Source organism: Bradyrhizobium tunisiense (genome assembly GCF_042263385.1).
Taxonomy (GTDB): Bacteria; Pseudomonadota; Alphaproteobacteria; order Rhizobiales; family Xanthobacteraceae; genus Bradyrhizobium; species Bradyrhizobium tunisiense.
The window spans coordinates 165747-187969 of sequence record NZ_JBHLEV010000003.1 but is presented as its reverse complement, the minus strand read 5'-3'; the positions used below and the strand labels follow the sequence as shown (position 1 = coordinate 187969).

General features: G+C 63.9%; 19 protein-coding genes and 1 pseudogene. 9 read left to right on the top strand and 11 right to left on the bottom strand.

Annotation, left to right across the window (positions count from 1 at the left end; genetic code table 11):
* Positions 1–18: 18 nt before the first annotated feature.
* The 3 genes and pseudogenes from ACFDR6_RS14115 to ACFDR6_RS14105 form a co-directional block, all read right to left on the bottom strand.
* Positions 19–282 (bottom strand): annotated as a pseudogene (locus ACFDR6_RS14115) (RNA-binding S4 domain-containing protein); the annotation flags it as partial.
* A gap of 10 nt (positions 283–292) precedes the next feature.
* Positions 293–3724, bottom strand: coding sequence for a helicase-related protein (locus tag ACFDR6_RS14110; RefSeq protein WP_375858653.1), 3432 nt, complete (start codon positions 3722–3724; stop codon positions 293–295).
* A gap of 741 nt (positions 3725–4465) precedes the next feature.
* Positions 4466–5269: a DUF3108 domain-containing protein gene (locus tag ACFDR6_RS14105; RefSeq protein ID WP_375859115.1), complete on the bottom strand. Its 804-nt coding sequence runs from the start codon at positions 5267–5269 to the stop codon at positions 4466–4468.
* A gap of 607 nt (positions 5270–5876) precedes the next feature.
* Between ACFDR6_RS14105 and rpmB the strand changes: the two genes are divergently transcribed.
* The 3 genes from rpmB to ACFDR6_RS14090 all read left to right on the top strand — a co-directional run bounded on the left by rpmB (position 5877) and on the right by ACFDR6_RS14090 (position 7557).
* Positions 5877–6188, top strand: a complete 312-nt coding sequence (rpmB, locus tag ACFDR6_RS14100) for a 50S ribosomal protein L28 (RefSeq protein WP_212079575.1) — start codon at positions 5877–5879, stop codon at positions 6186–6188.
* 437 nt (positions 6189–6625) lie between these two features.
* Positions 6626–6925, top strand: coding sequence for a hypothetical protein (locus tag ACFDR6_RS14095; protein ID WP_375858652.1), 300 nt, complete (start codon positions 6626–6628; stop codon positions 6923–6925).
* 29 nt (positions 6926–6954) lie between these two features.
* Entirely contained in the window at positions 6955–7557 is a 603-nt protein-coding gene (locus ACFDR6_RS14090) for a bis-aminopropyl spermidine synthase family protein (protein ID WP_375858651.1), read from the top strand.
* Here the strand turns inward: ACFDR6_RS14090 and ACFDR6_RS14085 are convergent.
* From ACFDR6_RS14085 to ACFDR6_RS14075, 3 genes are read right to left on the bottom strand one after another with little or no spacing between them, the layout of a single operon-like run.
* On the bottom strand, positions 7554–8144 hold the full coding sequence (locus tag ACFDR6_RS14085) for a hypothetical protein (RefSeq protein ID WP_375858650.1): 591 nt from the start codon (positions 8142–8144) through the stop codon (positions 7554–7556). The genes ACFDR6_RS14090 and ACFDR6_RS14085 overlap by 4 nt on opposite strands.
* Positions 8137–9135, bottom strand: a complete 999-nt coding sequence (locus ACFDR6_RS14080; RefSeq protein WP_375858649.1) for an ImmA/IrrE family metallo-endopeptidase — start codon at positions 9133–9135, stop codon at positions 8137–8139. The genes ACFDR6_RS14085 and ACFDR6_RS14080 overlap by 8 nt, the downstream gene beginning before the upstream one ends.
* A gap of 48 nt (positions 9136–9183) precedes the next feature.
* Positions 9184–9936, bottom strand: a complete 753-nt coding sequence (locus tag ACFDR6_RS14075; protein ID WP_375858648.1) for a hypothetical protein — start codon at positions 9934–9936, stop codon at positions 9184–9186.
* Positions 9937–10131: 195 nt separating this feature from the next.
* On the opposite strand from ACFDR6_RS14075, the gene ACFDR6_RS14070 reads away from it, so the two are divergent.
* Positions 10132–11463 (top strand): T6SS phospholipase effector Tle1-like catalytic domain-containing protein, encoded by a 1332-nt coding sequence (locus ACFDR6_RS14070; RefSeq protein ID WP_375858647.1) that lies wholly within the window; start codon positions 10132–10134, stop codon positions 11461–11463.
* Positions 11464–11796: 333 nt separating this feature from the next.
* Positions 11797–12042 carry a PilZ domain-containing protein gene (locus ACFDR6_RS14065; protein ID WP_212079567.1) on the top strand — a complete coding sequence of 82 codons (246 nt, stop codon included), beginning with the start codon at positions 11797–11799 and terminating at the stop codon, positions 12040–12042.
* A gap of 252 nt (positions 12043–12294) precedes the next feature.
* On the opposite strand, the gene ACFDR6_RS14060 is transcribed toward ACFDR6_RS14065, so the two are convergent.
* The 5 genes from ACFDR6_RS14060 to cobS all read right to left on the bottom strand — a co-directional run bounded on the left by ACFDR6_RS14060 (position 12295) and on the right by cobS (position 18407).
* Positions 12295–12702, bottom strand: coding sequence for a hypothetical protein (locus ACFDR6_RS14060; RefSeq protein ID WP_375858646.1), 408 nt, complete (start codon positions 12700–12702; stop codon positions 12295–12297).
* A gap of 264 nt (positions 12703–12966) precedes the next feature.
* The gene (locus ACFDR6_RS14055; RefSeq protein WP_375858645.1) at positions 12967–14079 is read right to left on the bottom strand and encodes an NADH:flavin oxidoreductase/NADH oxidase; all 1113 of its coding nucleotides are present in this window, start codon (positions 14077–14079) and stop codon (positions 12967–12969) included.
* A gap of 296 nt (positions 14080–14375) precedes the next feature.
* The gene (locus ACFDR6_RS14050) at positions 14376–15458 is read right to left on the bottom strand and encodes an esterase-like activity of phytase family protein (RefSeq protein ID WP_375858644.1); all 1083 of its coding nucleotides are present in this window, start codon (positions 15456–15458) and stop codon (positions 14376–14378) included.
* Positions 15455–17356, bottom strand: a complete 1902-nt coding sequence (gene cobT / locus ACFDR6_RS14045) for a cobaltochelatase subunit CobT (RefSeq protein ID WP_317242045.1) — start codon at positions 17354–17356, stop codon at positions 15455–15457. Before cobT ends, ACFDR6_RS14050 begins: the two co-directional genes overlap by 4 nt.
* A 52-nt stretch (positions 17357–17408) precedes the next feature.
* Complete coding sequence (gene cobS, locus ACFDR6_RS14040) at positions 17409–18407, bottom strand: cobaltochelatase subunit CobS (RefSeq protein ID WP_212079562.1); 999 nt, start codon at positions 18405–18407, stop codon at positions 17409–17411.
* 295 nt (positions 18408–18702) lie between these two features.
* Between cobS and ACFDR6_RS14035 the strand changes: the two genes are divergently transcribed.
* From ACFDR6_RS14035 to ACFDR6_RS14020, 4 genes are all read left to right on the top strand, one after another.
* Positions 18703–19362: a DedA family protein gene (locus tag ACFDR6_RS14035; RefSeq protein ID WP_317242044.1), complete on the top strand. Its 660-nt coding sequence runs from the start codon at positions 18703–18705 to the stop codon at positions 19360–19362.
* A 206-nt stretch (positions 19363–19568) separates the two neighbouring features.
* A complete protein-coding gene (locus tag ACFDR6_RS14030) occupies positions 19569–20570 on the top strand; it encodes an NrtA/SsuA/CpmA family ABC transporter substrate-binding protein (RefSeq protein ID WP_317242043.1) in 1002 nt (333 codons plus the stop codon).
* A complete protein-coding gene (locus ACFDR6_RS14025; RefSeq protein WP_375858643.1) occupies positions 20567–21346 on the top strand; it encodes an ABC transporter permease in 780 nt (259 codons plus the stop codon). The genes ACFDR6_RS14030 and ACFDR6_RS14025 overlap by 4 nt, the downstream gene beginning before the upstream one ends.
* Complete coding sequence (locus tag ACFDR6_RS14020) at positions 21334–22212, top strand: ABC transporter ATP-binding protein (protein ID WP_317242041.1); 879 nt, start codon at positions 21334–21336, stop codon at positions 22210–22212. Before ACFDR6_RS14025 ends, ACFDR6_RS14020 begins: the two co-directional genes overlap by 13 nt.
* Positions 22213–22223 lie beyond the last annotated feature (11 nt).

The window sequence follows — 22223 nt, the reverse complement described above, 5'->3', positions numbered from 1 at the left end:
AATGAATTGAATGCGCAATTAATTGCGCGCGCCGAGCTCCTCGTAGAGCACCCGCGCCGAGGCAGCATCGCCGCGGCGTTCGTTGAAGCCCGTCACTTTCAAGACGCGCACGGTGCGATCGAGCGCGATGGTGAGCACGTCGCCGATCTTGACCGCATGTCCTGGAGAGGTCTCGCGCGCGCCGTTGATGCGGACGTGACCTTTTTCGACGAGCTCAGCGGCCGAGGTGCGCGCCTTCACCACCCGCGCGTGCCACAGCCATTTGTCGAGGCGCTGGCGCTCGGTCGTGGGATCACTCCTTCCGACCGGACAATTGCTCTTTCAGCGCGGCGAGTTTTGCGAAGGGCGAGTTCGGATCGGCCGGACGATCGCGCTCGCGCGGGTTCGCGCTCGAAGCGTAGGGGCGCAGCGACGGACCGCCCTGGCGGTCGCGGCCCTTGTCACGGTCGCGGCCTCGGCCGTCACGGCCCTTGTCGCGATCTCCGCCGAACTTGCCTTTGTTGTCGCGATCACGGCCCTTGTTGTCGCGATCCTTGCCCTCGAAGCGGCGGTTCTTGTCGTCGCGCCCCTCGGGACGCGGCGCGCCTTCGCCACCACCTTCGCGCGGCTTGCGGAAGTCTCTGCCACCATCCCTGCGATGACCACCACCGTGACGGTGACCCGGCTTCGCGCCTTCGGCCGCTTCGCCGGGCGCGGCGCTCGCCGCACCGGGTGCCGCTCCAGCCTCGGCGCCCGCCTGCGGGCGCTGATGGTGGTGACGCTGATGGCGATGACGCTCGTGGCGCGGCTTGCGATCCTCGTGACGGCCGCCGGGACGCCAGACCTCGACCAGTTCGGGCTCTGCGGGCGTCGCCGCGGCTTCAGGCGCGGCAGCGTCGGGCGATGCGGCAGCTTCAATGGCCACGGTCTCGGCGGCAGCAGCTTCGAGCTCGGCGGCCTCCGGGGCGGTTGCCGGCTCTTCGGCCGGCGGCGCGATGCCGGGAGCATCTTCGGGCGTGACGGGAGCCCCGGAAGAGGCTTCCAGCGCGGGCTCTGCGGGCGCGGCCTCGTCCTGCCGGTCCATGCCGGGAGCGTCTTCGACCGTGACGGCTTCCGCGGCGGCTTCGGTGGATGCCTCCTCGGGCAGGCCGGCGACGGCCTCCGCAGCGGTCTCGGTCGTGGTCTCCGCGCTGCCCTCGGTGGGCGGCGTCTCCGCCGCGACCGTTTCAGTCACGACCTGCTCGGCGACGACAGGCTTCTGCGGCAGCGGCGGACGCTTCTCCATGCGATAGCCGAGCGCACGCAGCACCGACGCGAAATCCTCGCCTGCAGAGCCGGTGAGCGAGGTCATCGCCTGCGTCACCACGAAGCTGCGGCCATCGAAGGCGCCGGCCGGCTTTTCGCCGGACGAATTCTCCCGCCAGGCCAGCGCCGGGCGGATCAGATCGGCAAGGCGCTCCAGGATGTCGACGCGGACGGCGCGCTCGCCGGCCTGCTTGTAGCCGAGCACGCGATATGCATCGCGCGGCAGTTGCTTGTCGACCGGGAACGAGGTGCGACCCGAGGATGCCAGATGCTGCGCGCCCGACAGCGAGGACAGATCGACATTATCCTGCTTCAGCGCCCACAGCAGCGCGGCCAGCGCGCGCGCGGCGGGCTTGAGCAGGCCGGGAAAATAGATGTGATAGGCGCCGAAACGGACGCCATATTTGCGCAAGACCGCGCGCGAGGGCTGATCGAGATCCTTCAGCTCGTTCGCGATCTTCGGACGCTCCAGCACGCCGAGCGCCTCGACCAGCTGATAGGCGATGCCGCGGGCGATGCCGGTGACATCCTCGGCCTTCGACAGCTCGAACATCGGCCCGAGCAGCTTCTCGATATGGGTCTTGAGCCACAGTTCGAGCCGCGCCTGCACCTTGTCGCGGGGAGCGCCGGTCAGGCGCTCGTCCGAGATGATGCGGATGCGCGGATGCAGCGCGTCCTCTGCGGCAGACAGCCGCGCCACGGCATCGCCGGTCCAGCGGATGATGCCTTCCGAGGTCAGCACGAACTGATCGTCCGGCGCGTTGCCGAGCCGTTCGGCACGCGTGTTGATCTCGCCGGCGAGCACCGCTTGCGCTGCAGCCTGCAAGGCTTTCGCATCGGAGCCCGCTTCCGCAGCATCCGGTGCAAAGGTGAAGCCATCGAGACGGCCGATGACATGGCCTTCGACGATGACTTCGCCGGTCTTGCCGATTTCAGTATTCAAGCTCGTGTTCTCCCGCAGGCGGCGCATCAATACACTGGTACGGCGATCAACGAAACGCTCAGTCAAGCGTTCATGGAGCGCATCCGATAATTTATTTTCGACCTCCCGCGCGATCCCCTGCCAGCGTTCGGGGTCTTTCAGCCAGTCCGGGCGGTTGGCGACGAAGGTCCAGGTGCGGATCTGCGCGATCCGGGCCGACAACGTGTCGATATCGCCGTCGATGCGGTCTGCCTGGGTGATCTGGGCGGCGAACCAGGCATCAGGGATGCAATCCTTCCGCATCAGGAAGCCGTAGAGCGTCGTCACCAGCTCGGCATGGGCCGCCGGCGACAGTTTTCGGTAGTCGGGGACCTGGCAGGCCTCCCAGAGGCGCTCCACCGCCGCCTTGCCATGCGCGATATCGCGCACCTCGACGTCGCGGGCGGCGTGGTCGAGCACGCGCATGTCTTCTGCGATCGGGGCGCGTGTCAGCGCCTCGTGGCCGGGGGCGAGGTTGAGCGAGACCTGCAGCGCGCCGAGCGAGGAGAAATCCAGCCTGGCGTTGCGCCATTGCAGCATCTTCACGGGATCGAAGGTGTGGTTCTGCAGCGCGTTGACGAGCTCGGGCTCGAACGGCGCGCAGCGGCCCGTGGTGCCGAAGGTGCCGTTGCGCGTGGCACGGCCGGCGCGCCCCGCGATCTGCGCGAATTCCGACGGCGTCAGGCGGCGGAACTGGTAGCCGTCGAACTTGCGGTCGGAGGCGAAGGCGACGTGGTCGACGTCGAGATTGAGGCCCATGCCGACGGCGTCGGTGGCGACGAGATAATCGACATCGCCGTTCTGGAACATCGCCACCTGCGCGTTGCGGGTGCGTGGGCTCAGCGAGCCCAGCACCACGGCGGCGCCGCCATGCTGGCGGCGGATCAGCTCGGCGATGGCGTAGACTTCATCGGCCGAGAACGCGACGATGGCGGTGCGGCGCGGCTGGCGCGTGATCTTGCGATCGCCCGCGAATTCCAGCTGCGACAGGCGCGGCCGCGTGATCATGGAGACGCCAGGCAGCAGACGTTCGATGATCGGGCGCATCGTGGCGGCGCCCAAGAGCAGCGTCTCGTCGCGGCCGCGGCGGTTGAGGATGCGGTCGGTGAAGACGTGGCCGCGTTCGAGATCGGATGCGATCTGGACCTCGTCGACGGCGAGGAAGGAGAGATCGAGGTCGCGCGGCATCGCCTCGACGGTCGAGACCCAATAGCGCGGGCTCTTCGGCTTGATCTTCTCCTCGCCGGTGACGAGCGCGACCGCCTCAGCTCCGACCCGTGCCGCGATCTTGTTGTAGACCTCGCGCGCGAGCAGCCGCAGCGGCAGACCGATCATGCCCGAGGGATGCGCGAGCATCCGCTCGATGGCGAGATGGGTCTTGCCGGTGTTGGTCGGCCCGAGCACCGCAGTGACGCCGGCGCCAGGCACACGATCGGAAGCGGCGCGCTCGGGAGCGAAGGGGGAGGAGGAAAAGGGCATCTGGGGGATTAGGTAATGGCGATTTGGGCGAATGTCAGTGCTGTCTGGGGCGGAGCGGCGACTGGGCGTCGGCGATGTCTCCAAACACAGAGCTGCCGCTCCGCACTCCGCTGTCATGCCCCGGCTTGACCGGGGCATCCAGTACGCTGCGGCCTGTCCGCTCAACCACAACCGTCTCGGCGTACTGGATCGCCCGGTCCAGCCGGGCGATGACACCGGATGTGTAGACGCCGGCTCCCCAAATCCCGCGCAACTGTCTCACTTTGCGACGCTTTTCCCGTTGGTCTTAAGCTTCGGAACGACTCTAGAACGAATCGCGGCCGAATCGCTGACTCCAGATTGAGTCCCGTTCCGTTCACGCAACATGTCGCGGGAGTCTTGTTGGCGGCAACTAGATGGAGTTTCGGGCTGCCGTACAAGCGGCGTTTCGATGGCGCAAAGCGTTAAGTTGGGGACGGCGCGGAGTCGAATCAGAATCGGGGAGGAGTCAAATGGATTCCCCGGGCCTGGGCCTGCCCGGACTCATTTTTGCGAAAACAACCCCATGCACAGTAGGCATGTATTTGAAATGATTGAATCTTTATTGGGCCAAATCTCTTCCATCATTCCGGGGCGCGCCTCTTGGCGCGAGCCCGGAATCCATTGGGCGGCGGAGACGGTCGCAGGATGGATTCCGGGTTCGCGCCTGCGGCGCGCCCCGGAATGACGGCGGAGGGAGGACGCGCTGCCGCTGCGCCGCCCTTACTGCGTCTTCGCCACGCGGGGCGGCTGGGCTGTGGTGATGAAGCTGGTCGCTTCCAGCATCGCAGGTCCCAGCGGCGTCGGCACTTTCAGCCAGAACGGAACCAGGATGCGGGTGCCGGCGATCGGCGCGAAGGCGATCTCGATGTTGCGCTGGGCGGCGAGGTATTTGATCACGGGGCGGTCGGGGATGTAGCCCGCGACAGGGACGAAATAGAGCGAGCAGACCACGACCGGGCCCTTGTAGCCCTTCTCCGCCTTCACCGTCTCCATGCGCTTGAAATCGAGCTTGAGATCGTAGCGCATACGGCCGTCGAACACGGGCGCCGAGCTGTGGCAGGCCTCCGGCGAAACGGGATCGCCGGTGCCGGGCACGCGCAAGAGCGAGGCCGTCATGGGGTCCCAGACACCGCGGCGATGCGCATCGGTGACGACGATGCGGTCAGGATCGACCGGCGGCTCCGGCAGGATCGCGAAATCCTTCACATTGCCCTTGTCGAGCGTGATGCGGATCTCTTCGGTCTTCTTCTGCGTCGTGGTCGAGGCCTGGTAGCCGGTCGCGACCAGCGCGCCATTGACGACGCGGCCCTGCGAGGCGCCGGTGCCGGACCCGCCCGTGAACGATTTCAGCAGGCCCGAGGTGCCGCCGGCGGCGGCCGCCGCAAACACGTCGTCCTGGATATCGATGTTCCAGCCGCCCTTGCCGACGGGAATGCCGGACAGCGAGGCCTCATATTGCGCCTCGAGCTTGCCCTGCGCCGCGGCCGGCGCCGCGCCCCACGCCAGCGCCAGGGGAAGGATCACGCCGCAAAGCGCCGTCAGCCTGCCGGCAGAGCGCGGACGGACCGAGCGCAAATTGTGCGCAAGAGGGGGCGTGATGAGCACGAAACAATCCAATCGGGGCCGCGATGCGCAGTTACTTAAGCCAAAAATCGCGGCAAACAATGTGTCCGGGTATGTCGAGGCGCGGAACTCCACCGGACTCTTCGGCGGCGAATACGCCCTTTATGTGATGGTAAGGCGCGACAAACATTGCCGTTTTGGTGATCGGGAGGGGGCGGCGGACCCTGACACCTTTCCCCGCGCTCCGCCGCCATGCCCCGGCGAAACCGGGGCTTCCGGTACGCCGCGGCCCCTCTGGTCAGCCGCGCCGCCGCGGCGTACTGGATCGCCCGCCCCAGTGCGCAAGTGCGCACAAGGCGGCGATGGCACCTGATTTGCCGCCTGAGATCCCGGGTTCGCGCTCGCGCGCGCCCCGGGACGACGGGCCAAAAATGGCCCGTCGCCTTGACGTCCCGCCCCTTCCCCCCTATACGTCCGCCCGCTCCCTGCAAGGACAGAGAATTCGCCCCCGTGGCGCCCAGAATGGCGGCCGCAAATCGTTGGGGGTTTTAGGATAAGGATTGATGCCATGTCTCGCCGCTGCGAACTGACGGCCAAGGGCCCCCTCGTCGGCCACAAGGTCAGCCACTCCAACATCAAGACCAAGCGCCGCTTCCTGCCGAACCTCGTCAACGTGACGTTCATCTCGGAAGCCCTCGAGCGCAACGTGCGCCTGCGCGTCTCCACCAACGCGGTGAAGAGCGTCGACCACAATGGCGGCCTCGATGCCTATCTGCTCAAGGCCAAGGCCGACGTCCTGTCGCCGCGCGCCCTCGAGCTGAAGCGCGCCATCCAGAAGAAGGTCGGCCCGACCGCCGCGCCGGCGAAGAAGGCCAGCTAAGAGATTTACCGTCAGGGCGGGGGCTAGGTTGCGTCGCGTGGCGTAGGCTTAGCCGAGTAGAGTTTGAGTAACGGCCGGATCGGAAGATCCGGCCGTTTTTGTTTTTGGGGGTCCGGGCCTAACCTCACTCTAAGTCGCCACTCGCCGGTCAACGACCCGGAGGAAACCGCCGGATGAAAACTAAAGTCGTCTACGTAACGGGGGCCCCAGCTTCGGGAAAATCAACCACCGTCAATCGATTGCTCGACGGTCGATCAGATATTGAACTTTGGGAGTACAGCCAACGGTTGATAGACCGCGTTAGTGTAACCCGACTTGATCCTTTAACCCACACTTCCCTGCGATAGTCTTCCGCAGGGCTTATACGTCCCGAGGACGTTATCGCGGTCGACAAGTTGCTTATCGATTTCGTCGATCGAAACAGACACCAAAAGCACGTGATCATCGACAGCCCACCCGCTAACCAGAGAGGATTATGGATTTCGCTGCACCGCATTTTCGATCCCACAGTTAAAAGCAATCGCCCGATGAAATTTGGGTCTTGTATGCAGACCCGCAAACAACGATCGACAGGATTGAGGCGGGTGGTGACGGGAGGAAGACCGCGGATGCACACCTACCTGCAGGCGTCGATCGCGACAAGTTACGGCATCGCTGCTGGCAGGCCCGTCTATTTTTTTGATTCAACCGCCAATCAAGATGACTTGGTTCAGCGGCTTACCAAGCGACTTTTGTAGACCCAACTATTCTTGAGAAGAGCTGAGATATGCGCGACCGTGTTGATCTCCGGGAAGCAGTCAACGCCGTATCTGACGTTGTACAGAATCGCCCCAAGCCGCTGAGAGAATTTGATCAGATACACATGAAGGTAGGCGATATGGTCTTGCAAACCGAGATCGTCGCCGACTGGGCGGATGGCAAGCGGCTCGCTTTTATCGGTGACGGCGATGCGATAAGCGTGTGCGTTGCTTACATGCGCGCCCGCAACGTATTCGATTTTGGTCCATCCAAGATCACCGTCTTCGATTTCGACGAGCGAACAGTGCAAGCGGTGAAGCGATTTGCTGACCGAGAACGAGTCGAGCACCTCGAAGCCGAGCTCTACAATTGCTTCGATTCTTTTCCCGACGCGAATAAGTACGACTGCTTCTACACAAACCCGCCCTGGGGAGCCTCGAACCAAGGCGAAAGCGTAAATGTATTTGTCGAACGAGGAATAGAAGCCATCAAAGGGACCGGGGATGGCATGATTGTTATCGCCGACGATGATGAGCTAGCTTGGCCCAAACAGGTCCTAGGCAATGTCCAACGATTTGCGGGAGAGCGCGGCTTTTATGTCTCGCGAATGCAACCCAAGCTGCACGGCTAGCTGCGCAGACCGATCAAAGCCTCATCCGCCGACAAGCCCGTCGACGAGCACGAGAAGCAGGCTGTAATGGCTTTGTCGCATCCCCGCTCAGCACAAACGTGCCCCCGAATTTTGTCGACTCCAAATTGAGAGACGATCGTTGCGACAACCTGCTCCAAGCAAGCCACTCGCTCGACAATCTCATCTGACAACAGAACTGATATTGCCTTAACGGCCCGCTTGTCTCCGGTTAGAAGGCCAACCGCCTGCCGGCTTTGCATCACCGAGATAAGCTGACTTTCACCGACATCAAATGACAATCCGGCCGCAGTTGCTCGTTCTTCATAGTCAGCCGCTCTCTCGATTTCTTCTTTCGTTGGCTCCAACTCCTGGATGCTGCCAAAGGCAACCTCTACGGCCTCCTTCACAGCAACCTTATCTTTGATATTTCGGGCACGATCGATCCGAGAGCGCAATGCGAACTTGGCAAAACGAAGAATTGCCGGCGACATCGCGTTGACTGAAGCGACCTGCACGAGCTCTTTTGCAGCCGCGTAGGCACACATCTTCAGAACGACGTCGCTGTCAACATAAATGCCGTCAGTCATCTTCGAGATTCAGTAAATTACGAAGATAGCCCGCACCATCTGCGTCAAGCGCATCCCAATCTATATAGCGGCGCGCAACTTCGTTGACTTCCCTCCAAACCGGCTTGCGACTCGAGTAAACAAACTGCAGCGCCGACATCGCCACCGCCCAATTCTTCTGACGGTATGCCAGGCACAAGGCCAAGGTACCCGGTTCGACGCGGTACCTTGGGCCAGCCTTCAAAACGGCGTCAGCAAGCGTTGGCGCGTTGTAACTTTCAAACTGCGTTGTAATTAAAGGATCTGACGAACCAGTCAGAAGAGTGAGCGCGAACTCATCGGCTTCGATCTCCTCCGCATCGCGATCAGAAGCTAACGCCGGATCCTCGACGTCCACAATCGCCGAAGCACCCTCAATGTGCTTTGAGGCGATGTGCCCCATCTCATGAGCTAACGTAAACGCAACCGGAGCTGGATAGCTCGCGTCACGTCCCAAAAGGATGGCGTGACGTCCATTGAATTGGACGACCATCGCATGCATTGACTTCTTGGTCAGGGGAAATACACGCAGCTGAACCACGGGAACCCCCAGAGCCCAACATGTCGCGATCAAGTGTTGAAGATCAACATAGTCAGCGGAATTCAGTATCGAATTGCGTATCTGAATTGCCGCGAAACTTGCCAGATTTGCTGGCGCCCCTGCCGTTGCGGTAAGCAGAAGTCGGCCAACGGATACACCGAATGAACTCAGGATGTCCTGTTGCGCAGCGCCTTGTGTCGTCAAATGCTTAAACCGTGCACTATCCTTCCAGACAAATTCAACTCGTTCGCCAAGGAGCGGCTTCGGCGACAAACCGAGCCGGCGTGCTAAGGCGAAGCGAAGTTCGGCACGTCCGGATGGACTTGATGCAAGTTCATCACTCCACCATGCAGGCCACGCTGCGTTGAGTGCGGCGCGACTGAAGCCGGCCTTTTGCAAATCCTGGAACAGCTTTGATGAGTCGTCGTCCAAGCTCATCCGTCCCTTTGGCGTGAACCAGTGTGTAAAGCCGACCTAATCTCAAAAGAAGCGTTGTTGAATACTATCTGATGGATCATGATCCGATCCACTACGCAATTTGGCTACGAGCGAACTCCAATTCTCGGCCGGCTTCTCGCCAGCTAACAGCCTCAACTTATCATCAGTCAATAGTGTCGGGCACGACAAGCGGACCCAATAACTTCCAGTCAATTGAGCCGTTAGGTTGATCTCGTAATCTGAGCTAGACGATTGTGCAGAGACACGACGCAGAAGAGCGGTTACTTGAGAAGAGCCGACTGGCCCGCCCGCACTGCTAACGTTGCGGTAGGCAGATGCATCAAAAGAGCAACCACGCTGGATTTCCAGAGGCATCTCCCGATGGCACATGAGAGCGTAATGACGCTTTTTGGAAGCCGATTTGGTTGCACCTCTACTGGTGACCAAGACATGCTCCGGGAGATCACGTTCTATGCCAAACAGATCAATATATCTTCGCCACACCAACGTACGGCTGGGACTAGCGTCGATCTGCTTCGGCTTCCCCTTCATTATCGAAAAGATGACAGAAACCGGGGTAAGCATTCGCGCAAGCGAATTTATCGATGCGGACGGGGCATTACCTACCCCCCAAAAGAACAAGCCTTTTCCTGCGAGCCGCTCGTGCTCTTTTCGTTCGATAATTTGCGCTAGTGATTGACCCGCCTCAGACTGCATCCGTGACCAGCAAACGAGCTCATCGCCATCGTCAGCGGGCGAAGCAAGAGAGCTCTTCTTAATAGCCGAGAGAATCATGTGCACTTCCATCGCCTGTCTGGCACGTCGAAGCTTGTGCTACAACTGCCTTGCTGGATGTTCGCGCAACGCTACGCCGACCGTTTTCAACGCCTTCGATTGATTACGGGTCCTCTGCTGATGCAACAGGATAGATACCGTTTTCCCCGTTTTTCGCTATACTCGCCCCGGTAGCATCACCCCGAGGCGCATCCCATGGACCACGCCCCCAACACCGACCCTCACCCCGCCCCCAAAAACCTCGTCATCTGCTGTGACGGCACCGGCAACGAGATTTCGGAGAACATCTCCAACGTCCTGAAGCTGTATCGCTGCCTGCGCAAGACCGACAGGACGCAGCCGCGGCAGATGGTGTTTTACGATCCCGGGGTCGGCACGGTGACGGAGCCGACGACGTGGCATCGCCTCAAGGCCAATATCAATCTGGTGCTGGGGCTCGCCACCGGCTACGGGCTCGATGACAACGTGCTCTCGGCCTATTGCTTCCTGGTCGAGCATTACGCGCCGGGCGACAAGATCTATCTGTTCGGCTTTTCGCGCGGGGCCTATACGGTGCGCGTGCTGGCGGGGCTGATCCACAAGATCGGGCTGATCAGGCCGGAGCAGGCGAACCTCGCAGGCTCGGGCCTCGTCGCCTACAAGCAATATTCCGGCACCGGGCGCGGCAACGACATCGAGGACTCGGCGAACGTCGCTTTCGACGAGCAGGGGCCGCTGCCGAAGGATGCGTTCGACCTCGCCGCGCAGTTCGCGCGCATCACCTCGACGCGCTGGCCGACCATCCATTTCATCGGCGTGTGGGACACGGTGGCGAGCGTGATCGTGCCGCGCGCCGACCGGCTGTTCTGGCCGAGCCTGGAGGAGCTCGCCTTCACGCTGCGCAACCCGAGCGTCAGGATCTTCCGGCAGGCGATCGCGATCGACGAGCGGCGCTGCATGTTCCGCCTCAAGAAGTACGAACAGCCGCAGGAGTTCTGGAGCAACCGCTATGTGCCCGATGAAAAGAAGGTGCCGCAGGACATTTTGCAGGTGTGGTTCGCCGGCGTGCACAGCGACGTCGGCGGCGGCTATCCGGAAGCCGAGAGCGGGGACTCCAAATATCCGCTGATCTGGATGATCGCGGAGGCCGAGAAGGCGGGGCTGAACTTCAACCCGGCGACCATCAAGCAGCTCGCCTGGGGCATCCAGCGCAAGAACTCGCCGTTTCAATATGTCGAGCCGGCCTACACCGGCAAGACGGGCGTGCTGCACGATTCGATGACGGCGGGCTGGCGGCTGCTGGAGTATTTGCCGAAGAGCGCGAAGTACAAGGAGTGGCCGGAGCGGAAGGTGTTTTTCGGCTTCTACATCCCCGATTGCGAGCCGCGCGTCATTCCCGAAGGCGCGCATGTGCATGAGAGCGTGTTGAAGCGGATGGCGGTGGAGCCGGATTACCGGCCGGTGAACATGCCGAAGGAGTATGTGACGGTGCCGATGCCGGTGGCGCCTAGGGTGGAGCTGGCGGCGGAGGAGATCGTGACGGGGTGATGGTGAAGCGCGCTCTCTCTTACCCTCCCCTGGAGGGGGAGGGTCGGCTCGCATTGAGCGCAGCGAAATGTGAGACGGGGTGGGGTGACGGTCTCTCCGCCGCCGCACTGCCCGTGCCGAGAGATCACCCCACCCCGCTTCACATCTCGCTACGCTCGCTGTGAATCGACCCTCCCCCTCCAGGGGAGGGTGGCATGCTACCGCCGCTTTTCTTGTTCGCCGCTACTTTTCATTAAAATTCTTCGGCGCGCTTTAGCCGGATCGCATGATCTGCTGCCCATGATTGGGACAGATCATCCGCCGCGGTCCCTGCGGCATTGGAGGAGAGTGCCAATGTATCCGCGCAAATATGCCCGCGTGAAACCGGCGGGGCTGGTGTCCCGCCAGGCCAAGATCATCACCGATGCGCGCGCCCCGGCCATCAACTGCACGCTGATCGACTATTCGCCCGGCGGGGCCTGCGTCGATCTCGGCGGCCAGGTGAGCATTCCCGATCGTTTCGAGCTGCTGCACGTCAACACCAAGAAGCGCTGCCGCATCGCGTGGAAGCGCGGCACGCGGGTGGGCGTGGTGTTCTGAGAGAGCGATTTTCTCGCTGCTCGGCAAAGGTGGCGCCACGCACGCCACCCGGCTCCCTCCCCCCTTGCGGGGGAGGGTTGGGGAGAGGGGTGGCCCAGCAAATGGTGCTCGTCATGAGCGAGAAGCGACAACAAAGTCTCGCCTCGTTCGATAGAGCACGCCGTGTGGCTACCCCTCTCCCTAGCCCTCCCCCGCAAGGGGGGAGGGAACGCACTGTGCTCGCGGCGATATCTCCCGGACCACTCGCAGTCCCTACTTCCGCATCCTGGCCTTCGCGCCGGCGACGATCTGCATGGTGACGCCGGCGATCCAGAGGAAGAAGACGAGCCAGGTCCAGCCCACATGCGGATCGAGCCGGAGCACGATGACGAGGACGGAGAGGAAGGCGGTGAGCGTGGCGCAGAGCGTGCCGGCGGAGCTCATCAATTCGGCGGCGTCGATCTGGCTGTGCGCATCGTCGAACGGCAATTGCGGCGTGTCGATGCCGAGATAGAAGCCGACGAAGCCGAGCAGCATCATCAGCAGCAGGAAGCCCTGCGTGGTGAGTTGCGGGATCGCCGATCCCACATAAGCGCCGACGAACAGCCCGCACGCGGCGCCCGCCATCGCAAGGCCGACGCGCTCGAAGATGTGAGCGGTTTTGCGAGCACCAAAACGCATGGCGGGCCTCGTGAGGAATTGGGGAGACGGAGGTTAGGCCAGTTTTGCGCAGGGTGGAAGCTGGGGAGGTTTACGGAGGCGGGAGGGGGGAAGTGGTGGCTATGGGGCACACCTGCCAAAACCGTCATTGCGAGCGCAGCGAAGCAATCCAGGGATGTCCCGGCGGAGGGACTCTGGATTGCTGCGTCGCAAGGGCTCCTCGCAATGACGGAGTTTGCGGCGCTCGCATCGCGCTATACGCGCAGTGCGCGCGACGCGGCGCCCTCACCTCGCGCCGAACGTCGTTTTTCCGAACAGCGCCTTTTGCGTGGACGGCTGCGAGCGCCAATATTGCGGCGGGGCCTCAACCTCGCCGCCGAGCTCGGCGGCGGCGTGCCAGGCCCAGCGCGGGTCGTAGAGCATGCCGCGGGCGAGCGCGACCATGTCGGCCTTGCCGGATGCGACGATCTCCTCGGCCTGCTTGCCTTCGGTGATGAGGCCGACGGCGATGGTGGGCAGGCTGGTCTCGCGGCGGATCGCGTCTGCGAACTGCACCTGATAGCCGGGGCCGAGCGGGATCTTCTGCAGCGGCGAGACGCCGCCGGAGGAGGCGTCGATCCAGTCGACGCCGCGCGCCTTGAGCGCCCTGGCGAATTCGATGGTCTGCGCCAGATCCCAGCCGCCCTCGACCCAGTCGGTCGACGACACCCGCATGCCCACGGGCCTGTCATCCGGGAAAGCCGCGCGCACGGCATCGAACACTTCGAGCGGGAAGCGCATGCGGTTCTCGAGGCTGCCGCCATATTCGTCGGTGCGCTTGTTGGAGATCGGCGACAGGAATTGATGCAGGAGATAGCCGTGCGCGCCGTGGACCTCGATCGCGTCGATGCCGAGCCGCGCGGCGCGCCTGGCGCCGTCGACGAAGGCCTCGCGGATGCGCTTCAGGCCCGCGGCATCGAGCGCGAGCGGGGCGGCCTCGCCCTCCTTGTGCGGCACCGCCGACGGGCCGACCGTCTGCCAGCCGCCCTGCTCGACCGGAATCAGCTGGCCGCCGTCCCAGGGCCGCGCGCTCGAAGCCTTGCGGCCGGCATGGGCAAGCTGCATCGCGATCGCGGTGGAGGAATAGCGGCGCACCGAATTGAGGATCGGCTTCAGCGCCGCCTCGCACGCATCGCTGTAGAGCCCGAGACAGCCCGGCGTGATGCGGCCGATCGCCTCGACATGGGTCGCCTCGATGCAGAACATCGCCGCGCCCGACAGGCTGAGATTGTTGATGTGGGTGAAGTGCCAGTCGGTGGCGACGCCGTCGTCGGCCGAATACTGGCACATCGGCGACACCACGAGGCGGTTCGACAGCGTCAGGCCGCGCAGCTTGATCGGGGAAAACAGGACGGACATGCGGGGAGTTCCGGGGGGATGAGAGGGGCAATGACGGAAGTGTAGTGAGGGATGCGCGGATTGCTAGGCGCGCCACGGGAATGGGGGATAGCGGTGGGATGCATTGCGCGCCGGATGGGCAGGGGATCGCGCGTCACATCAGCTGTCGTCCCTGCGCACGCAGGGACCCATAACCACAGGAAGGAGTTTGGCGAAGACTGGACGTTCGGTACTTCTGCCATCCGCAACGATGGATCACGCGGTATGGGTCCCTGCGTTCGCAGGGACGACGACGTAGATTGGGGCTACAGCGCGCCCTACTCCGCCAGCGTGAACTGAAGCAGCAGGGTCCGCTGCAGCATCGAGAAATTGTCGTCGGAGATCAGCGTCAGCACGGTCTCGCCGTCCGGCGTGACGTGGGCGTCGATGCCTTCCATGTTGTCGATCTCGTGGCCGAGATCGGCGAGGAACAGCACGGGGCCGTCGGCCAGCGCGCCCGGCGTGATCGACTTCAGCGGGATCGAGCGGATGCGGATGTTGACGCCGGTGAACCAGGAGAATTTGCGCTCGAGGATCAAGAGCTCGCCGGAGGGCAGCAGCACCGCATCGCTGATGTCGTATTTCTCGATGCGGCGCACGCTGAACTGGCCGGGCGTGGGCCCGCCGATCAGGAACGCCGTGAGATTGCCGTCGGCGTCCAGCCCGCGCTCGGAGAAGGCGATCAAGGTGCCCGCGAGCGGCATGTTCTGGTCTTTGCCCTTGGGCACGACGACCAGCGCCTCCAGCCCCTTGTTGGAGGGCAGCTTGCGCACGCCTGCCGGCACCGGCATCACCTCGCCGCGCGCAGCCGTGCCGCCTTTGGAAAAATCATAGCGCAGGATCTGGTTGACGCGCTCGAGCCCGACATAGACGACATTGCCGTCGCGCGTGATCGCTTCCGAATCCCACCACAGGCGCTTTTCCGTGATCGGCCGCCCCTCCGCGCCCAGCAGCGGCGCAGCCTCGACGTCGTCGAGGCCGGCCATGTTGCGGCCGGAATAACGGATGCGGCCGGTGAACCAGCCGCCCTGGTCGGAGACCGCGAGGAAGCGCTCGCCCCTGGCATCCAGCCGGATGCCGGACAATCCGCCGAAGCCGCGAAATGGCGAGGTCAGCACCAGACCGCTGCGATAGTCCAGCGAGCCGAACCGCGAGCGCGTGCGGTCACGCGGCTCGAAATTGGGTATGGCGCGCGCGTTGACCTCGATGCTGACGGGCGCCGTGACGGCGTTCTCGATCTGAAGCGCGCGCGGCGGCGGCTCGGCGACGGCTTGCGCCTGCGCCGAGCGAGAGGCTGCGAGAGTGGAAAATCCCGCCGCTGCGTACCTGAGAAAGCTGCGGCGGGATGTGTGCGTGCTCACGAATGCAATTTACGTCGCGGGCGACCGGCCGCTTGCGTGGGTGCGGTGTTGGTCTCGCTGAAGAGCTCGGCGAGCTTTTCGGTGATGGCGCCGCCGAGTTCTTCGGCGTCCACGATCGTCACCGCGCGACGATAATAGCGCGTCACGTCATGGCCGATGCCGATCGCGATCAGCTCGACCGGCGAACGGGTCTCGATCTCTTCGATGATGTGGCGCAGGTGCCGCTCGAGATAGTTGCCGGGATTGACCGACAGCGTGGAATCGTCGACCGGCGCGCCGTCCGAGATCATCATCAGGATCTTGCGCTGCTCGGGCCGGCCCAAGAGTCGCTTGTGCGCCCAGTCCAGCGCCTCGCCGTCGATGTTCTCCTTCAGGAGACCCTCGCGCATCATCAGCCCGAGATTCTTTCGCGCACGGCGCCACGGCGCGTCCGCCGATTTGTAGATGATGTGGCGGAGATCGTTGAGGCGGCCGGGATTGGCCGGCTTGCCGGCGGCAAGCCACGCCTCGCGCGATTGCCCGCCCTTCCAGGCGCGCGTGGTGAAGCCCAGGATCTCGACCTTGACGCCGCAACGCTCCAGCGTGCGCGCGAGAATGTCGGCGCAGGTGGCGGCGACCGTGATGGGCCGTCCGCGCATCGAGCCGGAATTGTCGAGCAGCAGCGTCACCACGGTGTCGCGGAACGTCGCCTCCTTCTCGTGCATGAAGGACAGCGGGTGATAGGGATCGGTGACGACGCGCGACAGACGCGCGGGGTCCAAAATGCCCTCTTCGAGATCGAACTCCCAGGCGCGGTTCTGCTGCGCCATCAGGCGGCGTTGCAGGCGGTTGGCGAGGCGGGCGACGATGCCTTGCAGATGCGCGAGCTGCTTGTCGAGATAGGCGCGCAGGCGCTCCAGCTCGTCATGGTCGCAGAGGTCCTCGGCGGCGATGATCTCGTCGAATTTCGGCGCGAAGGCGTGATATTCCGGCCCTCGCGGCTCGTTCTTGCCGTGCGAGTTCGGACGCGTCGCCTCGCCCGGCGTCTCGTCGTCGCCGAGCTCGCCGTCGTCGAACGTGTCGGAGGTCGAGGCCTGCGCGCTCTCCATCGCGCTCTCGCTCATCTCCTCGGACGTCGCCTGCGCCTGGTCGGCGCTCATCTCCTGGGCGGCGTCGGAATCCGGCGAGCCTTCGGCGCCGGACTGGTCGTTGTCGCCGTCCTGGTTCTCGTCGTTGTCCTCGTCGTCCTCGCTGTCGGCGCTCCGCTCGTCGCCAAGCTCGAGCGCGGTCAAGAGGTCGTGCACGGCATCGCCGAACCGGGTCTGGTCCTCGACCAGCGTATCGAGCCGGTCCAGCCGCTTGCCGATCTTGTCTTCGAGAATCGGACGCCAGAGATCGACCATCTTCTTCGCGGCGGTCGGCGGCGCCATGCCGGTGAGGCGCTCGCGCACCAGCATCGCCAGCGCGTCGGCCAGGGGCGCGTCGGCGCGGTCGGTGATCTCGTCGAACTTGCCGCGATGGAAATGGTCGTCGAGCATCGCGGTGAGGTTCTTCGCAACGCCCGCCATGCGGCGCGCGCCGATCGCCTCGACCCTGGCCTGCTCCACCGCCTCGAACACGCCGCGCGCCTGCGGATTGCCCGGCATCAGCTTGCGATGCAGCTTGGCGTCGTGACAGGCGATCTTGAGCGCGATGGAATCGGCATGGCCGCGCACGATCGCGGCATCGCGCTTGGTCATCTTGCGCGCCGGCTCCGGCAGCCGCGCCTTGCCCGGCGCAAGGCCGGGCCGCTCGGCGGCGAAGGAGACGTCGAGCTCCGGCGACTTGGCGATCGCCTTCAGGCAGGAGGCGACCGAGCGCTTGAACGGCTCGGTCGGCGCTTCCTTGGTATTGCGGAATTTGGAGTTGGAGGTGGTCATGTCACCTTGATCCGTCGTCCCGGTGAGAGCCGGGACGACACCCCGGGAGAAATCAGCTCAGCGCCACGTTGACCGCCGATTCCGGCAGCTCGGCGTTGAAGCAGCGCTGGTAGAACTCGGCGACCAGGGGACGCTCGAGCTCGTCGCATTTGTTGAGGAAGGTGACGCGGAACGCAAAGCCGATATCGCCGAAGATGTCGGCGTTCTCCGCCCAGGTGATCACCGTGCGCGGGCTCATCACCGTCGACAGGTCGCCGTTGGCGAAGGCGTTGCGGGTGAGATCGGCGAGGCGCACCATCTTGTTGACGATGTCGCGGCCCTCGGTGGTGCGATAGTGCTTGGCCTTGGCCAGCACGATCTCCACCTCCTCGTCATGGCTGAGATAGTTCAGCGTGGTGACGATCGACCAGCGGTCCATCTGGCCCTGGTTGATCTGCTGGGTGCCGTGATAGAGGCCCGACGTGTCGCCGAGGCCGACCGTGTTCGCCGTGGCGAACAGCCGGAACGCCGGGTGAGGCTTGATCACCTTGTTCTGGTCGAGCAGGGTCAGGCGGCCGGAGACTTCCAGCACGCGCTGGATCACGAACATCACGTCGGGGCGACCGGCGTCGTATTCGTCGAACACCAGCGCGACGTTGTTCTGCAGCGCCCAGGGCAAGATGCCGTCGCGGAATTCGGTGACCTGCTTGCCGTCGCGGACCACGATGGAATCCTTGCCGACGAGGTCGATACGGCTGATGTGGCTGTCGAGGTTGACGCGCACGCAGGGCCAGTTCAGGCGGGCCGCGACCTGCTCGATATGGGTGGATTTGCCGGTGCCGTGATAGCCGGTCACCATCACGCGGCGGTTGCGGGCGAAGCCGGCGAGAATGGCGAGCGTGGTGGCGCGGTCGAAGCGGTAATCGGAATCGACTTCGGGCACATGAGGATCGACTTCGGAATAGGCGGGGACTTCGAGATCGCTGTCGATCCCGAACACCTGCCGCACCGACACCTTCATGTCGGGCAGACCGGAAACTTCCTCAACTTTGGACAGAGCGGCGGTCGTCATCAATCCTCCGAGGTCCCGGGCGGTCCCGAAACCGGTTATTCGCACGTTGGCTGCGGCTGGGTGCTGAAAATCAACCTATCAGAGACCAGTGGCCGGCAGAAGCCCGCGCAACAATCAAAGTTCCATTGTGTTTTCATTTAGATAGGTGAGGAACGCAGTTTTTGGAGGGCTGCCTTGCGAATCACGCTCGAATTTCGAGCGCGACCGGCGGCTTGCCTACGCGAATGGCACTTTCACCGCCCGCCCTTAACTGGGTAGGGTCATCCCCAGGTCCATCGCCGATACGAAAGACGACGTGACATCCTTCCTCGATCCCCTCATCGCCTTCGTCTCGGCCCATCCGTGGCTGGGCTATCTGACCCTGTTCCTGGCTGCGCTGCTCGAAGCCGTGCCGGTGGTGGGCTCGGTGATCCCCGGCTCGACCATCATCCTGGCGCTCAGCGCCCTGGTTCCGGGCGGCGAGCTCGCGCTGCCATGGGTGCTGCTCGCCGCTGCGCTTGGCGCCGTGCTCGGAGACGGCTCGGCCTATTGGATCGGGCACCGGCGGCAGCGCGAGATCCTCACCACCTGGCCGCTGACCAATTATCCGCGCGTGGTCGAGCAGAGCGAAAGCTTCTTCCACCGCTTCGGCACCTGGGCCGTGTTCTTCGCCCGCTTCGTGCCCCCGATCCGCGCCTTCGTGCCAGTGACCGCAGGCGCGCTCGGCATGGCGCCGGCAAAGTTCTACGCGGTGAACATCCCGGCGATCCTGGTCTGGGCGCCGGCCCATGTGCTGCCGGGCGTGCTGGCGGTGTCGGCGCTGCATGAATATGCCGGGCTCCCCCACCATGAGCATATCGGCAAGCACATCTGGATCCTCGCCGTTGTCGCGGTGGCGATCGTTGCGGGCGCGGCGGTCTGGATGATCCGGCGGCGGAATGGCAACGGGATCGCAGCGGCGAAGCCGCGGGCCTGAACGAGCCGGGCTGGCGCAGCACAAGAGGCGGGCGGACCGGGCTCCCTGCTGCTCAAATTGCAGTCCGCCGCGCATCCACGATGCGCAAAAAACAGGTTGGCCGGCCCCGTTGTCGATTAATTGCTTCACGACCCCTCGCCTTCGCATGACCCTCGTCCCATCACAGGCCGGCCATTGCGGCCGCCGACACGATAGGGGCTCGTTGCATGCGCGCGAAAACAGCTCTCCACCTGGCTCTACTTGCGATCTCGGCGTATGCGGCCGTCCTCACTCCCGGCTCCGGGGCCAAAGCCGAAGATATGCTGAAGGCACGGCTTGCGCAGAATCTCGCGCCGATTTCGGGCCTGGCGATCGTCGCCAAGGCGAACGGCCTGTTCGCCAAGCAGGGACTCGATATCTCCGTCTCGAATTTCACGAGCGGAAAGCAGTGCCTCGACACGGTGATGGGTGGCGGAGCGGATATCGCGACGACCGCCGAGGCTCCGGTCACGGCGGCCGCAATGGCCCAGCAACCGATCGCCTTCGTCGCCGGCATGGAATATTCCGATCTGAAGACGATGACGGCGGCGTCCGCCGCCATCAGGACGAAAGCCGATCTGCGCGGCAAACGAATCGGGTTCACGGCCGGAACCGGTAGCGAGGTCTACACCGCTTCTCTGTTGAAGGCGGCGGGACTCACCTCCAAGGACGTTACGCTGGTCAATCTTCGTCCGCAGGAGATGCTTGCAGCCCTGGCGGCGGGGAGCATCGATGCGTTCGACACCTGGGAGCCGCATGTCGCGAATGCAAAGAAGGCTCTCGGCGAGGGTGCCGTCCTGCTCGACACCAAGGGAATCTATTCGGAGACCTTCAACATCGTCGTGACGCGGCCATATCTGGAGGCAAACCCGGCGATCGTCAGCAAATTCCTGGCGGCCCTCATTGAAGCCGAGGGCTGGGTCAAGGCTCATCCGAATGAAGCGATCGACATTGTCGCCACAGCGTCGGGCATGAAGCGCGACGAGCTTGCGGCGATCTGGTCGGACTACGTCTATCACGTGCGCCTCGACGACAAGTTGCTCGATACGCTGAAGACGCACGCGGCCTGGCGGCTCGAGACCGGCAATCATCCGCCCGGTGCGGGAATGCCCGATTTCGCGAAGATCATTGCGACGGGGCCGCTGAAGGCGCTTGATGGCGCACGCGTAACGCTGTCGGCCAATCCATGAGCACCGACGGACGCCACCGCGCGAACGCGGAGCGACGCCTGAGCGTGCTGGTCGGCGCGCTCTCCGTGCCGGCCTTTGTCTGCCTATGGGAACTGGTCGCACGATCGCACATCGTCAACGCGGTGCTGTTTCCGCCGCCTTCGACGGTCGCTGTCGCCCTCCTCGACTGGATTCACAGCGGACAGTTTTTCGGCGACGTTTCAGCGAGCCTCTTCCGCGTCACTGCGGGATTTGCGATTGGTGCCGCCGCCGGGATCGTGCTCGGCATCCTCACGGGCGAATTCCGGCTGGTCTCGAGCCTGCTCTCCCCACTGTTCCATATTCTTCGCCCGATTCCTCCAATCGCCTTTGTGCCCATCGTCATCCTCTGGTTCGGGTTGTCCGAGACCGGCAAACTGTTTCTGGTCGTCTGGGGCGTGTTCTTCACCGTGTGGCTCGCGACCCATATCGGCGTTCAGAAGGTCGATCGCGGCCTCATTCGCGCCGCGCTGATGCTCGGTACGCCACGTCGACAGATGTTGGGGGAGATCGTCCTGTTGGGCGCGCTTCCCTACATCGTCGTCGGTCTGCGCACCGCGGTGAGCATCTCCTTTTACACCCTCGTGGCCGCTGAGCTGGCGGGCGCGTTTTCAGGCATCGTCTACCGGATCGAGATCGCGCAACAGAACATGCAGACCGGACAGGTGATGGGAGGGCTGGCGGCGCTCGGGCTGCTCTCTTTCGTGGCCGATCGTTCCTTCGCGGCGATGTCGGAACGGGCGGTATGGTGGCGATGATGCACAACTCGCTCCGTCCGGCCCAGCCGCTCCGACTCGTCGATGCTCCGCCCGCGCCTTCGGCGGCAACACCTCAACCGACCATCCGCATCGAGGATTTGAGCATCGTCTTCGCTGCGCCCCGCGGCCAGGTCATTGCGGTGGACCGGGTGTCCCTGGACGTCATGTCGGGCGAATTCGTCTCGCTCGTGGGCCCGTCGGGCTGCGGCAAGTCTACGCTTTTGAATGCGATGGCAGGCCTCGAGCGGCCGTTTGAAGGCCGGGTGATGGTGGCTGGCGGGCCGATGCTGGGACGCCGGCCGGATGTCGGGATGGTCTTCCAGCAGCCGCATCTCTTTCCGTGGAAATCGGTGCGCCGTAACATCGCTCACGGCCCACGCGCGCTCGGCAAGTCCAAGGCGGAAGCGCTGCGGATCGCCGACGATCTGATCGAAATGATCGGGCTGACGAAATTCGCGAGCGCCTATCCGCATACGCTTTCAGGCGGCATGCAGCAGCGGGTGGCGATTGCGCGCGCCCTCGCGAACCAGCCGCGCGTGCTGCTCATGGACGAGCCGTTCGGCGCTCTGGACGCGCAGACCCGCGCGGTGATGCAAGACAACCTTCTCGAACTTCGCGACCGGATCAACGCCACGATCGTCTTTGTCACGCACGATATCGACGAAGCCATTCTCCTGTCCGATCGGGTGCTGATCATGAGCGCCGGCCCCGGCCGTATCCTGCGGGATCTTTCCGTGGGTCTCCCGCGCCCGCGCTCCAGCGCGATCCTGACCGACCCCGCCTATCTCGCCCTCAAGCGGGATTGCCTCGATCTGATCCGGACCGAAGGCCGCAAGGCATTCGCGCAAATGGAAGCGGTGATCTAGCCGGTGGGGCT

Coding starts and splice junctions, on each gene's coding strand:
- ACFDR6_RS14110 (WP_375858653.1), bottom strand. CDS start 3,724: ATGCCCTTTTCCTCCTCCCCCTTCGCTCCCGAGCGCGCCGCTTCCGAT.
- ACFDR6_RS14070 (WP_375858647.1), top strand. CDS start 10,132: ATGGACCACGCCCCCAACACCGACCCTCACCCCGCCCCCAAAAACCTC.
- ACFDR6_RS14060 (WP_375858646.1), bottom strand. CDS start 12,702: ATGCGTTTTGGTGCTCGCAAAACCGCTCACATCTTCGAGCGCGTCGGC.
- ACFDR6_RS14085 (WP_375858650.1), bottom strand. CDS start 8,144: ATGACTGACGGCATTTATGTTGACAGCGACGTCGTTCTGAAGATGTGT.
- ACFDR6_RS14020 (WP_317242041.1), top strand. CDS start 21,334: ATGGTGGCGATGATGCACAACTCGCTCCGTCCGGCCCAGCCGCTCCGA.
- ACFDR6_RS14055 (WP_375858645.1), bottom strand. CDS start 14,079: ATGTCCGTCCTGTTTTCCCCGATCAAGCTGCGCGGCCTGACGCTGTCG.
- ACFDR6_RS14030 (WP_317242043.1), top strand. CDS start 19,569: ATGCGCGCGAAAACAGCTCTCCACCTGGCTCTACTTGCGATCTCGGCG.
- rpmB (WP_212079575.1), top strand. CDS start 5,877: ATGTCTCGCCGCTGCGAACTGACGGCCAAGGGCCCCCTCGTCGGCCAC.
- ACFDR6_RS14075 (WP_375858648.1), bottom strand. CDS start 9,936: ATGATTCTCTCGGCTATTAAGAAGAGCTCTCTTGCTTCGCCCGCTGAC.
- ACFDR6_RS14025 (WP_375858643.1), top strand. CDS start 20,567: ATGAGCACCGACGGACGCCACCGCGCGAACGCGGAGCGACGCCTGAGC.
- ACFDR6_RS14090 (WP_375858651.1), top strand. CDS start 6,955: ATGCGCGACCGTGTTGATCTCCGGGAAGCAGTCAACGCCGTATCTGAC.
- cobT (WP_317242045.1), bottom strand. CDS start 17,356: ATGACCACCTCCAACTCCAAATTCCGCAATACCAAGGAAGCGCCGACC.
- ACFDR6_RS14065 (WP_212079567.1), top strand. CDS start 11,797: ATGTATCCGCGCAAATATGCCCGCGTGAAACCGGCGGGGCTGGTGTCC.
- cobS (WP_212079562.1), bottom strand. CDS start 18,407: ATGACGACCGCCGCTCTGTCCAAAGTTGAGGAAGTTTCCGGTCTGCCC.